Below are 13691 nucleotides of genomic sequence, written 5' to 3' on the forward strand. Positions count from 1 at the left end.
ACAAAGCCGTCATGATCGGGGCTTCCCGACCTTGCAGCGCGGGGCCATCCGCGCTACGCAAGCCGCGACTTTTAAAAGAGCTTTTCGGAGCGTTGGATGACTTACGTCGTCACTGAAAACTGCATCAAGTGCAAGTACACCGACTGCGTCGAGGTCTGCCCCGTCGACTGTTTCTACGAGGGCGAGAACATGCTGGTCATCCATCCTGACGAATGCATCGATTGCGGCGTGTGCGAGCCGGAATGTCCGGCGGACGCCATCAAGCCGGACACCGAGCCGGGCCTGGAAAAGTGGCTTGAGGTGAACTCCGCATACGCCAAGAGCTGGCCGAACATCACCCAGAAGAAAGAATCACCTGCCGACGCCGAGGAGTTCGACGGGCAGGAGGGCAAGTTCGAGAAATATTTTTCTAAGAATCCCGGCTCCGGAGACTAAATTCCGGCGCAAACTTAACCCTAATAGCGTCGTCAGCGCCGAAAACCAGCCCTCAAGACCCCTAAATCATTGATTTTTGCGGGAAATGTGCTATATTGGGCACATTAAGCCGAACCCCGTCAGCCCCGCTTGGCCCCTCTGGGTTCCCGTGAAACCAAATGTCGAAACAGGGGCGTGGCAGTTTCCGCGCGCAGGCTGTGTCACAGAAAACGCGTAAAAAGAGTACTTCAGCGAGGGCTTCCCATAAGGAGGCCAAAAAAGTCGCCGCGGCCAGCCGTAGCGCATCCAAGGGTCGGACCGCGACGAAGGCGCCGGCTGCAAAGTCCTCGAAGAACAAAAGAAGCGCAATGCCTAACAAGACTGCCAAACCGGCCGCGAAAGCGACCGTTGCCAAGCCTGCTGCCAAGGCTCCCGCGGCCAAGGCTCCCGCTGCCAAGCCCGTTGCTCCGAAGGCTCCCGTTGCTGCCGCCCCCGCCAAGGCCCCCGTTGCTGCTGCCAAGCCGGCCGTGAAGGCCGCTGCACCCGCGCCGAAGGTCGAGGAAAAGAAGGTCGTGACCCAGCGTCAGGGCTTCAAGGCCAATGAATTCGTCGTCTATCCCGCTCACGGCGTCGGTCAGATTCTGGCCATCGAGGAGCAGGAGATCGCCGGTGCGAAGCTCGAACTGTTCGTCATCAACTTCATCAAGGACAAGATGACGCTGCGCGTTCCGACCGCCAAGGTCGCCAATGTCGGCATGCGCAAGCTGTCCGAGCCGGCGCTGGTGAAGAAGGCGCTGGAGACCCTCAAGGGTCGCGCCCGCGTCAAGCGCACCATGTGGTCGCGCCGCGCCCAGGAATACGAAGCAAAGATCAATTCGGGCGACATCGTTGCGATCGCGGAAGTCGTGCGCGACCTCTATCGCTCGGAGTCGCAGCCCGAGCAGTCGTACTCCGAACGTCAGCTCTACGAAGCGGCACTCGATCGTCTGTCCCGCGAGATCGCGGTGGTGCAGCACTCGACCGAGACCGAAGCGGTCAAGGAGATCGAGGCCCAGCTTGCCAAGAGCCCGCGCCGCGCCAACGCCAAGGCAGAAGCCGCCGACGGCGAAGGTGAGACGGATGCCGAGGGCGATACAGACGATACCGATGGCGACGACACCACCGTCGCCGACGAGGCCGCGTAAGCATCTCGTCGCCTCGATCGCAACAGCTCAAAAGCCCGGCCGCTCGGCCGGGCTTTTTGTTGGGGCGCGTGATCCAACGGCGGCCGAAGCTTCGCCATGGTCACGCGCGCGGCTGGGTCCAGATCGCGATCGGCCGCTCGAGCCCGCGGATCGGTTGGGGATCGCAGGCGATCAACGATGCAAAGGCTCCGGCTGTGCTGCCGAGCTCCAGCTTGGCGCGGCTGACGAGATCGTTGCTTGCCACCAGCGCGCAGTCGAGCGTGCGCGTCAGCCCCTCGAGTCGGCTTGCCGCATTGACGGTCGCGCCGATCACGGCAAATTCCAGACAGGTGTGCCCGATGTCGCCGAGGACCACCGGTCCGTAATGCAGGCCAAAGCTGACGCGCATGGCTGGCTCGCCGGCCGCCGTTCGTCGCGCGTTCCAGCCGTCTGCCGCCGCGATCATGGCCTGGGCACAGCGCAACGCGTTGCTGGCGTCGCGCGGGCCTGCGAAGGGCGTGCCGAATGTCGCCATCAATCCATCGCCCAGATATTTGTCCAGCGTGCCCTCGTGGCGGAAGACTTCCTGCTCCATCAATCCGTGGAATTCGCGCAGCGTCCGCACCACTTCGTCCGGAGCGCGCACATCGGCAAAGGCGGTGAAGCCGACGATGTCCACGAACAGCACCGCGACGTCCTGGGTGCGCACCTGCTTCAGCGGCTCGTCGTGCTTCGATAATTCCGTGACGACGTTGGGTGAGAAGTAGCGCGCAAGGTTGCCGCGTTCCCGCTCCACCGCGGCATGTCTAACCAACAGATCATTGCTGCGGCGAACCGCGAGCGCCAGCGTAACGGCCACGATCAGGAAGACGACGATTTCCTGGATGCGGAGGCCGAATCCGATCGCGCTGGGCGAAATCAACGCGAGCAGCCTGTGATCGCTGCCCACCGCTTCAGCAATACGGGCGGTCAGCGCGGGATCAGGATCAGGCTGCCACCACACCCAGGCAAGGCCGATCGCCCACAGCGCCGCGGTCCATGTGCCGACCGCAATCACGGTTCGCCAGGAATAGGCCAGCGTGCCCGCGGCGAGCAGTACGAAGAAGTAGATGAAGTTGCCGAAATGGTATTGCATCGCCGCCGGCCAGTGCGTCGTTCCGAACGGGTTCGGGACGACGATGACGAATGTGAGCAGCGCCAGGTCGCAGAACAAAAGCGCCAATTCCGGTCGCGAAACGCCGACCCGTCCGACCCTGACTTGGGCCCAGCCGATCAGTGCGAACAGGCCGAGCAGCGCCACGTAATAGAGCTGCTCCCATGCCGGGTTGATGGCCAGCAACAGGCAGGCGATGACGGCCAGCGCGACATAGCGCGCCCGCACGGCCAGTTGCAGGCCCTCTCTCTTGCCTGCTTCGAGCGCCGCCTGGGCAAACTGGACGGTTTCGGTGTCACGCTGGCTGCGCGCGCGCGACTGAGCGGCGGACCCGCCGAGGCGTTCGACGAGCATTGTCACAGGGCGGTCTCCTCGCTTGGCCGTTGCAGCACCGCGCCGGCCGTCAGCCGACGCATCCGGTAGTCTAGTGATGCATGGCCGCGAGGTCATCAGCTCGGCTGGGTGTTTTCCTCTCCACGCGGCGAACGCTCATTTCACCGGTCGCTTCTCGAGCTTCCGCGCCAGCGTGCGGCGGTGCATGCCCAGCCGCCTTGCCGCCTCCGAAATGTTGAAATCGGTCTCGATCAGCGTCTGGTGGATGCGCTCCCATTCCAGCGTCTTGATCGAGGTCGGCCGCACGTCCAGCGCGACTTCGGCGTTGCCTTCGGCCTTGGTGAAGGCGGCTTCGATGTCATCGGTGTTGGAAGGCTTTGCGAGGTAGTGGCAGGCCCCTAACTTGATGGCCTCGACGGCGGTCGAGATGCTGGCAAAGCCCGTCAGCACCACGATCAGCATCTCCTCGTCATGGGCATGCAGCAGCTCGACACAGGCGAGGCCCGAGGCGCCCCCGAGCTTGAGGTCGACCACGGCGTAGCCGAACGATCGATCCCCCAGAACCTTTCGGACATCCTCGATCGACGCGGCGAGCACGACCTCATAGCCGCGGCGCTCGAACGAGCGCTTCAGCGTGCGCGCAAAGCCTTCGTCGTCCTCGACGACGATGAGCGAGCGGTCAGGCGTCAAAGCGGCCTCCGATCGCGAGCGTGGCGAGCGGCAAGGTGAGCCGGACGGTGGCGCCGCGCTTCCTGTGGTTCTCCGCGGTCACGCTGCCCCCCAACTTGCGCACCACGTTCACGACCAGGAACAGGCCGAGCCCGCCACCGGCGCGGCCCTTGCTCGACTGATAGGGCTTTCCGAGCTGCGCCAGCATTTCCGGCGCAAAGCCCGGGCCGCGGTCGCTGATCGACAGCACCAGATTGTCGCCCTCGCGCTCGGCGAGCAACTCCACCCATTCGCGCGAGACCTCATAGGCGTTGTCGAGCACGTTGAAGATCACCTGCTTCAGCGCGATGTCCGAGACGATCGCGACATCCTCGCCAAAGGTGTTGGTGAAATAGAGCGTCCGCGCCGAGCGGGCGTCGCGCCATTCCTCGACCAGCGCGGTGACGAAGTCCGTTACCGTCGTCGGCGAGGATCCTTCGCCGCGCGCCTCGCCGGCCGACACCAGAATGCCTGTTACGATGCTTTTGCAGCGTTGCAGCGAGGTCTCCATCTCAGTGAGGTCCTCGGCAAGCTCCTGATCGGCGACAAGATCGGGCATGCGGCGCCAGTCGCTGAGGATGACGGAGAGCGAGGCGAGCGGCGTGCCGAGCTCATGCGCGGCGCCGGAGGCAAGCAGGCCCATGCGGACGATGTGGTCCTGCTCGGCGGCGTGCTGCCGCAAAGCCGCCAGATGCGCGTCGCGCTGACGCAAATTCCTGTTGATGCGGGTGACGAACACGACCAGCAGCACGGCGTTGAGAACGAAGCCGAGCAGCATGCCTGTGACGGTGAGCGTGTAGGTCTCGCTGAGGGGATTTGGCGGCAGGTCGAGCGGCCGATAGGCGATCGTCAGCCAGACGAAGCTCGCGCAGGTCAGCGCCACCAGCGACCAGGTCGAACGGGAATCGAGCAGCACCGCTCCCAGCGTCACCTGGAGCAGGAACAACGAGGTGAAGGGATTGGTGGCGCCTCCGCTGAGATAGAGCTGCGCGGTCAGGGCGGCGACGTCGAGCATCAGCGCGACCAGAAGCTCATTGTTGGTGATTGCGGCGCGATGGCGCACCCAGACCAGGCTGGAGACGTTGAGCAGCACCAGCGCGCCGATCACCGCGCCCATGCGGGTGAGGGGCAGGGGAATGCCGAGCCAGAAGTGCACGCCGCCGATGGTGACGATCTGGCCGACCACCGCGGTCCAGCGCAGCTGGATCAGCAGCGCCATGTTCTTGCGATTGGTCTCGTCGTCGGTCGGGGCAGCGCCGATCAGCTCGCTGCGCGCGTCCGCCTGCGATTGCAGCGTGACGGCCAGCTCGCCAAAATGTCGTCCATCGTCAGGTCGGTTCGACGATCGTTCCAGCATCTGATCCCGTCCTGCGGGCGGAGGCGTCCAGGCCGCCGGCCGGTTCGTGGACGAAGCGTTGGCGGCGGAACAGCCCGCCGCGAAATGTGACGAAAAGTCTACCGGCCAGCATGAACGCCAGGGCAAACCACGTCAGCGCGTAGATCAGGTGGTTATTGGGAAAGCTGACCACGGTCAATCCGCCGATTGGACCGGGACCGGATCGTGATCCGGCATCGGCATCGATGAAAAAGGGCGCCACGTTGTGGAGGTCGCGGGCCGCCGCGATCGCGGCGACATCCCGCGAATACCAGCGGTTGTGCTGGGGCACGTTGTCCCTGAGGAATCCGCCTTTCGGCTCGGTGATGCGCAAAAGGCCCCTGACCTCCACCTGGCCGTCCGGATTGCCACCCTGGCGCGCCGATGGGTCACGCCGCTCCGACGGCACGAAGCCGCGGTTGATCAGGACAGTCGTGCCGTCATCGCGCTCAAGCGGCGTCAGCACCCAATAGCCGGGGCCTTCCTCGGTGACGGCCTGAACCAGCGTCTCGCGGTCGTGCAGGAAGCGGCCGGCGACGCTGACATGCCGGTATTCGTCGCTTGCGGCGGTGATCGCAGGCCACGACGCCCGCGAGGGGATCGGCTGCGCCCGGGCATGGACGCGCTGCTCGACCCGGTCGATCAGCGCCAACTTCCAGGTGCGGCGCTCGACCTGCCAGACGCCGAGGGCCATCAGAACGACAAACGCGATGAGTGAGAGAACCGTGAGCCACAGGGACGGACGCGCAGCCCGTGCGGGGCTGCGCGTTTCGTCATGCTCTGGTCTCACGGGATCGCTCACTTCATTCCCGTCATCTCGTGGATCGGCATCATGTTGCTGTTGAGGTGGTTCATCACCCACAGCGAACCCGACAGCGCGATCACCACCATGACGATGGTGAAGATCAGTGCCATCATGCTCCAGCCGTTCTCGGACTTGGGGCTCATATGCAGGAAGTAGATCATGTGCACGACGATCTGCACGACCGCGAAGGCCATGATGACCAGTGCGGTGATCTGCTTGCTCGGCAGCGTGCCGCTCATCACCAGCCAGAACGGGATCGCGGTCAGCGCCACCGACAGCACGAAGCCGAGCATGTAGCCCGAGAACGTGCTGTGGGCGTGGCCGTCGTCGTGGTGATGGCCGTCCGCGTGGGCGGCGCGGGTATCGGTGCTCATCGCAGAACTCCCAGGAGATAGACGAAGGTGAAGACGCCGATCCAGACCACGTCCAGGAAGTGCCAGAACATCGACAGGCACATCAGGCGGCGGCGGTTGGCCTCGATGAGGCCGAAGCGCCAGACCTGCACCATCAGCGTCACCAGCCAGATCAGGCCGCAGGAGACGTGCAGGCCGTGGGTGCCGACCAGGGTGAAGAAGGCCGACAGGAAGGCGCTGCGCTGCGGCGTTGCGCCCTCATGGATCATGTGGGCGAACTCGGTGAGCTCGATACCGATGAAGGCGGCGCCGAACAGGCCGGTGATCAGGAGCCACATCTGTGTCTGCGCGATCTTGTTCTGCTGCATCGTCAGCATGGCAAAACCATAGGTGATCGACGACAGCAGCAGCATCGAGGTGTTCACCGCGACCAGGTTGAGGTCGAACAGGTCCTTCGGCGCGGGGCCGGCGGCGTAGTTGGCGCCGAGCACGCCGAAGGCGGCAAACAGCATCGCGAAGATGAGGCAGTCGCTCATCAGATAGATCCAGAAGCCGAGCGAGGTGCTGTAGCCTTCCGGATGCGGATGCTCGTCGGCGAGATAGAAGACCGGCTCGCCGGTTTGGGTGGGATTGACAGCGACAGTCATTTACTTGGCTCCGGCGAGCAGTTTGGTGCGCGCGTCCTCGGTCCGGATGACGTCGTCAGCCGGAATGTCGAAGTCGCGGTGATAGTTGAAGGTGTGACCGATCCCGACGGCGAGCAACGCGATGAAGCTCAAGGCGGCCAACCACCACATGTACCAGATCAGGCCAAAACCCATCGCGGTGGCGAAGCCGGCGAGGATGATGCCGGTGCCGGTGCTGCTGGGCATATGGATCGATTTGAATCCCATCAGCGGACGCTGGTAACCGCGCTTCTTCATGTCCCACCAGGCATCGTTGTCGTGGACGACGGGCGTGAAGGCGAAGTTGTAGTCCGGCGGCGGCGAGGACGTTGCCCATTCCAGCGTGCGCGCATCCCAGGGATCGCCGGTGACGTCCTTGAGCTGCTCGCGCTTGAGGAAGGAGACCGCGAACTGCATCAGCATCGAGAGAATGCCGAGGAAGACGAGGCCGGCGCCAATCGCGGCGATGACGAACCAGACCTGCAGCGAGGCATCGTCGAACACGCGCAGGCGGCGGGTCACGCCCATCAGGCCGAGCACATAGAGCGGCATGAAGGCCATGTAGAAGCCGGTGACCCAGAACCAGAACGAGCACTTGCCCCAGAACGGATCGAGCTTGAAGCCGAACGCCTTCGGGAACCAGTAGTTGATGCCGGCGAACGCGCCGAACACCACGCCGCCGATGATCACGTTGTGGAAGTGCGCGATCAGGAACAGGCTGTTGTGCAGGACGAAGTCGGCCGGCGGCACCGCGAGCAGCACGCCGGTCATGCCGCCGATCACGAAGGTGAGCATGAAGGCGATGGTCCACAGCATCGGCAGCTCGTAGCGGATGCGGCCGCGATACATCGTGAACAACCAGTTGAACATCTTCGCGCCCGTCGGGATCGAGATGATCATCGTGGTGATGCCGAAGAACGAGTTGACGCTGGCGCCCGAGCCCATCGTGAAGAAGTGGTGCAGCCAGACCAGGTACGACAGGATGGTGATGACGACAGTGGCGTAGACCATCGAGGTGTAGCCGAACAGGCGCTTGCCGGAGAAGGTCGAGGTGACTTCCGAGAAGATGCCGAAGGCGGGAAGAACCAGGATGTAGACTTCAGGGTGGCCCCAGATCCAGATCAGGTTCACGTACATCATCGGGCTGCCGCCGAAATCGTTCGTGAAGAAGTTGGTGCCGACATAGCGATCGAGCGAGAGCAGCGCGAGCACGACGGTCAGGACCGGGAAGGAAGCGACGATCAGGATGTTGGTGCAGAGCGAGGTCCAGGTGAACACCGGCATCTTCATCATGGTCATGCCGGGGCAGCGCAGCTTGACGATGGTGCAGATCAGATTGATGCCCGATAGCGTCGTTCCGACGCCGGCGACCTGGAGCGCCCAGATGTAATAGTCGACGCCGACGTCAGGACTGTAGCCGATGTTCGACAGCGGCGGATAAGCCAGCCAGCCGGTGCGGGCGAATTCGCCGATGAACAGCGAGGCCATCACCAGCACCGCGCCGCCGACCGTCATCCAGAAGCTGAAATTGTTCAGGAACGGGAACGACACGTCGCGGGCGCCGATCTGCAGCGGCACGACGTAGTTCATCAGGCCTGTCACCAGCGGCATCGCCACGAAGAAGATCATGATCACGCCGTGAGCGGTGAAGACCTGGTCGTAGTGATGGGCGGGCAGGAAGCCTTCCGAGCCGTTGAACGCCATCGCCTGCTGCGCGCGCATCATCAGCGCGTCGGCGAAACCGCGCAGCAGCATGACGATGCCGAGGATCATGTACATGATGCCGATGCGCTTGTGGTCGACGGTGGTGAACCACTCGCGCCACAGATAGCCCCAGAGGCGGAAATAGGTGAGGCCGGCGAGCAGCGTGACGCCGCCGAGCGCGACCATAGCGAAGGTGCCGACAAGGATCGGCTCGTGCAGCGGCAGCGAATCGAAGCCGAGACGGCCGAAGATGAACTTGAGAAGATCAGGAGACATGCTGGATCTCTTTAGGAATCGGACTTGGAACGTTGTCCGAGGAAGAAGGACGAGGACTTCAGCGGCGCCAAGGTCGGCCGCTTCAGGCCGGCACCGACGAGCGGCGCGGTGTCGAGCGGCGCCTTGATCGCGGACGTGGTCCGGCCTTGCGGTGCGTCGGGGGTGCAGGTGCCGGCGACGAAGACAGGCTCCGGCCCGAGCACGGTGCCGCGGCGGGCGTATTTGTCGTAGGAGAGCGGAAGGGTGTTGTTCAGGCCCTCATGGCCGTTACCGCCCTTGGCGTCGATCGCCATCATCTCGCTCTGGCACATCTTGCCGGCCTCGACGCACATGTTGAGGATCAGGCGATAGAGATCGGAATCGACCGAGCCCCAGCGGCGCACCGGCTCGTTCTCGCTGGGCTTTTCGAGCTGGAGATATTCAGTGCGGCCAAGCGAGCCACCGGCGGACTTGGCCTGTGCGACCCAGGCGTCAAAACCCTTGTCGTCGAGGCCCTGGAAGTTGAAGTGCATGCCGGAGAAGCCGGCACCGCTATAGTTGGCCGAGAAGCCCTTATAGGTGCCCGCGTGATTCACGACGGCGTGGAGCTTGGTCTCCATGCCCGGCATCGCATAGATCTGGCCGGCGAGCGCGGGGATGTAGAACGAGTTCATCACCGAAGAGGCGGTAATGCGGAAATTGATCGGACGATCGACGGGCGCTGCCAGGTCGTTGACGGTGGCGATGCCGTAGTCGGGATAGATAAAGAGCCACTTCCAGTCGAGCGCGACGACATCGACCTCGAGCGGCGCCTTGGACTGGTCGATGGCACGGTCGGCATGGATGCGCCCGAGCGTGCGATAGGGGTCGAGGAGATGCGTGCCCATCCAGGTCAGAGCGCCCAGGCAAACGATGATCAGCAGCGGCGCCGACCAGATCACCAGCTCGAGCTTGGTCGAGTGGTCCCAATCCGGCTCGTAGCGGGCCGAGGTGTTGGACTGGCGGTAGCGCCAGGCGAACAGCACCGTCAGCGCCATCACGGGGACGACGATCAGGAGCATCAGGACGGTGGAGATGATGACGAGGTCGCGCTGTTGGGCAGCGATATCGCCGGCTGGCGCCAGCACGATGTAGTTGCAGCCGCTGAGCGCGGCCGCCAGGGGTAGCAGCGCCAGGATCTTGAGACGGGACACGGGCCGAGCCTTATGAGAATGAGTTTCCTTTGCGGGGCCAATGGGTAGCTGCGGCGCAGCAATCCGGACATTGGACAATTTGTCCAATGTTGCAGTGCGGGATGTTGGGTCAAACAGGTCTGGATTGCCTGGCGTCAAGCCGGGCGGTCGGCTTTGGTTTTCAGGACGTTAAGGGCGCACGCATGGCGACGGCACAGACCCCCGCACTGGCGGATATCCACTCGGGCGAGCACGGCCACGACCAGGCCAGTCCCGGCGAGATCGCCATCGGCGTCATCATCGGCCGCACCTCGGAATTCTTCGACTTCTTCGTCTACGCGATCGCCTCCGTGATCGTGTTTCCGCGCCTGGTGTTCCCGTTCACGAGCGAGCTGACCGGCACCCTCTATTCCTTCATGATCTTCGCGCTGGCCTTCATGGCCCGGCCGATCGGCACCGTCATTTTCATGACTGTCGACCGCGAGTACGGCAAGACCGCCAAGCTGGTCTCGGCGCTGTTCCTGCTCGGCACCGCCACGGTGGCGCTGGCGTTCCTGCCCGGCTATTCCGAGATCGGCGTTGCCGCGATCTGGCTGCTGGCGCTGGCGCGTCTTGCGCAGGGTCTGGCCTGGGGCGGCGCCTGGGACGGCATGGCCTCGCTGCTGGCGCTGAATGCGCCGGCGTCCCAGCGCGGCTGGTACGCAATGGTGCCGCAACTCGGCGCCCCGCTCGGGCTGATCGTGGCGAGTGCGCTGTTCGCCTATTTCGCCGGTCTCCTCTCGGCCGATGATTTCTTCGACTGGGGCTGGCGCTATCCGTTCTTCGTCGCTTTCGCCATCAACGTCGTGGCGCTGTTCGCGCGCCTGCGCATGGTGACGACGGAAGAATACGCCACACTGTTCGAGACTCGCGAACTCCAGCCGGCGCGGATCTCGGAGACGGTTGCACGCGAAGGCCAGACCATCATGCTGGGCGCGTTCGCGCCGCTGGCGAGCTTCGCGCTGTTCCACATGGTCACGGTGTTCCCGCTGTCCTGGGTGTTCCTGTTCACCCGCGAAAGCCCGGTGCGCTTCTTGATCATCGAGATCGTGGCGGCCGTGTTCGGCGTCGCTGCGATCGTGGCCTCCGGCATCATCGCCGACCGCGTCGGCCGCAAATCGTTGTTGATGGGATCGGCAATCGCAATCGCGATCTACAGCGGCTTTGCCCCGCAGCTGCTCGATGCCGGCGCGTTCGGCGAGACCATCTACATGGTGATCGGCTTCATCCTGCTCGGCCTCTCCTTCGGCCAGTCCTCGGGCGCGATTGCCTCGAACTTCAAGCAGATGTATCGCTACACGGCCTCCGCCCTGACCTCCGACATGGCCTGGCTGTTCGGCGCCGGCTTCGCCCCGCTGGTCGCGCTGTTGCTCGCCACCAATCTCGGCGTCATCGCCTCGGGTGCATACCTGCTGTCCGGCGCGTTCTGGACCCTGCTTGCGCTCTGGCTCAGTGGCCAGCGCGAAGCCGGTGACATGGACGCGGGTCAATCGTCGAACTGACGGGAATAAAGTTCGAGGCGGACGATCCTGTCGGCGGGACCGCTAACAGGAGACGCCATGAACGTCTGGTCGAATTCCGCCGGTCGGCGAAGCACTGCAAGCCTGGCTTTCGCGATTACGCTTCTTTGCGCTAGCGGGCCCGCCGGCGCGACCGGCAATGTCGCGCGGGGTCAGACGCTCTACAAGGGCTGTGCAGACTGCCACTCGATCAACGAGAACGGCGTCGGTCCGATGCACAAGGGCGTGGTCGGGCGCAAGGCGGGCAGCGTCGCGGGCTACGACTACTCGCCCGACCTGAAGAACTCCGGGATCGTCTGGACCGAGGACAATCTCGACAAATGGCTGACCGGGCCGCAGGCCATGGTGCCCGAAACCAAGATGTTCTTCGACGTGCCGGATGCGCAGGATCGCGCCGATATCATCGCGTATTTGAAGGAGAAGGCGCGGTAAGGCGGCAGTCTCGTGCGGTGGGCAAAGCGAAGCGTGCCCAGGATCTGTCGCTACAATTGATGAATGGTGGGCAAGGCGCTGCGCGCCTTTGCCTACCCTACGGCAGCCGCGCCAGCCTCAATCCGTCACGATCTTCACGCGGTCACGCACCTTCACCTGCGCGGTGCGGTCGAGCCCGTTCAGCACGCGAAAGCGTTCGGCGGGATGATCGACGCCGGCCATGCGGTGCGAGAGCGATTCCACGGTGTCGCCGGGCTGCACGGTGATGACCTTGATGCGTAGCGGACGCGCGGCCTGGATCTCTTCGAGCGTCAGGCGGCGGAAGGAATTGACGGTCTCGCGCGCATTGCGCTCGCTCTCGGTCGACTTCTGCCGCGTGGCGAAGATGAAGCGGTAGACGTCGCTGCCGAAGCGCAGCGCATAGACCTTGAATTGCCACTGGTCGCCCTTGGCGGTCGCGGACGCGCCCGGGAATCCGTTGATGGTCAGGTCTTCGGTCGAGGCCTTCTCGACGCCCTCCATCCAGCCGGAATTGAGGTAGTCGCCGAGCGATTGTTCGGCCGGCACCCGCACGACATCGAAGCGCATCGCCTGCGAGCCGCCCTCGCGCACGCCGATCACCGCCTGTGCGGTGTTGTCGAGTGTAAAGTTATCGGGCGCCTGGAAGGTGAAGCCGAGCTTCGGATGCAGGAATCTGCGGCCGCGGACGAAGCCTTCGCTCGGATCCTCGCCATAGACGAGGTTGTCGATCGCGGCGAGATAGCTCTCGCGGTCGCGCTCGGCGCCTTCGGGCGCCGCATATTGCCGCGCGATCGTCTGCGCATTCTGCACCCGCTCGGGCGTTGCCGGATGCGACGATGTGAAATCCTGCGCGCGCGGATCGAGCGAGCTCTTGCCGGCCTTCAGCTCGGCATTGCGCTCCATCGCCGAGAGAAAGCGGGCGGCACCGTAAGGGTCGAAATGCGCCTTGGCGGAGATGCCGACGCCGATGCCGTCAGCCTCGAATTCCTGGTTGCGCGAAAAGCTCGCCATGGTGAGCTTGGTCTTGGCGAGCGCGAGCGCGGTCAGATCGGGGTCGTTGCTCATATCGGTGACGACACGGGTCACGATCGCGGCCTGACGGGCCTGGTCCTCGCGCATCGCGGCGTGCTTGGACAGCACATGCGCCATCTCGTGGCTCAGCACGGAGGACAATTCCGAGGTATCGCTGGCCAGCGCAATCAGCCCGCGGGTGACGTAGAGCTGGCCGTTCGGCAGGGCGAAGGCGTTCACTGCGCCGGAATTGAGGATGGTGACCTTGTAGCCCTGATCGGGGCGGTCGGATGCGGCAACGAGGCGGTCGACAGTCTTGCTGACCAGTGATTCGAGCTTGGGGTCGTCGTATGTGCCGCCATAGCTCGCCAGGATCCGCTCGTGTTCCTTTTCGGTGGCGGGGGTCTGGGCGACGGCCGGCTTGGGCTTGGGCATCGCCACGGTTGCCGGGGTCGCAACAGTCTGGAACCGACCCATATCGCCGCAACCGGCCAGACCTGTGCCCAGCAGCAGGCAAAGCATGGCCGGCGCAGCCCGCAGGCGGCGTCCCTCGCCAATTTTGCGCTGT

The 13691-nt window shown here is 64.1% G+C and carries 13 protein-coding genes; 4 read left to right on the forward strand and 9 right to left on the reverse strand.

What is annotated here, in order from left to right; translation table 11 throughout:
* The first annotated feature begins 96 nt into the window (after positions 1-96).
* Both fdxA and ACNJX9_RS03065 read left to right on the forward strand, forming a co-directional pair.
* Entirely contained in the window at positions 97-435 is a 339-nt protein-coding gene (gene fdxA, locus ACNJX9_RS03060; protein WP_057747463.1) for a ferredoxin FdxA, read from the forward strand.
* 347 nt (positions 436-782) lie between these two features.
* Complete coding sequence (locus ACNJX9_RS03065) at positions 783-1598, forward strand: CarD family transcriptional regulator (RefSeq protein WP_083514213.1); 816 nt, start codon at positions 783-785, stop codon at positions 1596-1598.
* Between the two features lie 100 nt (positions 1599-1698).
* Here ACNJX9_RS03065 and ACNJX9_RS03070 read toward each other — a convergent pair whose 3' ends face one another.
* The 8 genes from ACNJX9_RS03070 to cyoA form a co-directional block, all read right to left on the reverse strand.
* Positions 1699-3084 carry an adenylate/guanylate cyclase domain-containing protein gene (locus ACNJX9_RS03070; protein ID WP_057747464.1) on the reverse strand — a complete coding sequence of 462 codons (1386 nt, stop codon included), beginning with the start codon at positions 3082-3084 and terminating at the stop codon, positions 1699-1701.
* Between the two features lie 135 nt (positions 3085-3219).
* Positions 3220-3753 carry a response regulator transcription factor gene (locus tag ACNJX9_RS03075; RefSeq protein WP_439407762.1) on the reverse strand — a complete coding sequence of 178 codons (534 nt, stop codon included), beginning with the start codon at positions 3751-3753 and terminating at the stop codon, positions 3220-3222.
* Entirely contained in the window at positions 3743-5128 is a 1386-nt protein-coding gene (locus tag ACNJX9_RS03080) for an ATP-binding protein (protein WP_057747466.1), read from the reverse strand. The genes ACNJX9_RS03075 and ACNJX9_RS03080 overlap by 11 nt, the downstream gene beginning before the upstream one ends.
* Positions 5100-5840 (reverse strand): SURF1 family protein, encoded by a 741-nt coding sequence (locus ACNJX9_RS03085; protein WP_439407763.1) that lies wholly within the window; start codon positions 5838-5840, stop codon positions 5100-5102. The genes ACNJX9_RS03080 and ACNJX9_RS03085 overlap by 29 nt, the downstream gene beginning before the upstream one ends.
* 104 nt (positions 5841-5944) lie before the next feature.
* Entirely contained in the window at positions 5945-6325 is a 381-nt protein-coding gene (gene cyoD / locus ACNJX9_RS03090; RefSeq protein ID WP_057747467.1) for a cytochrome o ubiquinol oxidase subunit IV, read from the reverse strand.
* Entirely contained in the window at positions 6322-6951 is a 630-nt protein-coding gene (gene cyoC, locus ACNJX9_RS03095; protein ID WP_057747468.1) for a cytochrome o ubiquinol oxidase subunit III, read from the reverse strand. The genes cyoD and cyoC overlap by 4 nt, the downstream gene beginning before the upstream one ends.
* Positions 6952-8949 carry a cytochrome o ubiquinol oxidase subunit I gene (gene cyoB / locus ACNJX9_RS03100; RefSeq protein ID WP_057747469.1) on the reverse strand — a complete coding sequence of 666 codons (1998 nt, stop codon included), beginning with the start codon at positions 8947-8949 and terminating at the stop codon, positions 6952-6954. It lies immediately after the preceding gene.
* Positions 8950-8960: 11 nt separating this feature from the next.
* Positions 8961-10121, reverse strand: a complete 1161-nt coding sequence (gene cyoA / locus ACNJX9_RS03105) for a ubiquinol oxidase subunit II (protein WP_439407764.1) — start codon at positions 10119-10121, stop codon at positions 8961-8963.
* A 182-nt stretch (positions 10122-10303) separates the two neighbouring features.
* Here cyoA and ACNJX9_RS03110 point away from each other — a divergent pair, with 182 nt between their 5' ends.
* Both ACNJX9_RS03110 and ACNJX9_RS03115 read left to right on the forward strand, forming a co-directional pair.
* Positions 10304-11641, forward strand: coding sequence for an MFS transporter (locus ACNJX9_RS03110; RefSeq protein WP_057747471.1), 1338 nt, complete (start codon positions 10304-10306; stop codon positions 11639-11641).
* A gap of 57 nt (positions 11642-11698) precedes the next feature.
* Positions 11699-12091, forward strand: coding sequence for a c-type cytochrome (locus tag ACNJX9_RS03115; protein ID WP_439407765.1), 393 nt, complete (start codon positions 11699-11701; stop codon positions 12089-12091).
* Positions 12092-12208: 117 nt separating this feature from the next.
* Here the strand turns inward: ACNJX9_RS03115 and ACNJX9_RS03120 are convergent, their stop codons facing one another.
* Positions 12209-13645, reverse strand: coding sequence for a M48 family metalloprotease (locus ACNJX9_RS03120; protein ID WP_057747473.1), 1437 nt, complete (start codon positions 13643-13645; stop codon positions 12209-12211).
* Positions 13646-13691 lie beyond the last annotated feature (46 nt).

Source organism: Bradyrhizobium sp. BLXBL-03, assembly GCF_051853015.1.
GTDB lineage: Bacteria > Pseudomonadota > Alphaproteobacteria > Rhizobiales > Xanthobacteraceae > Bradyrhizobium > Bradyrhizobium manausense.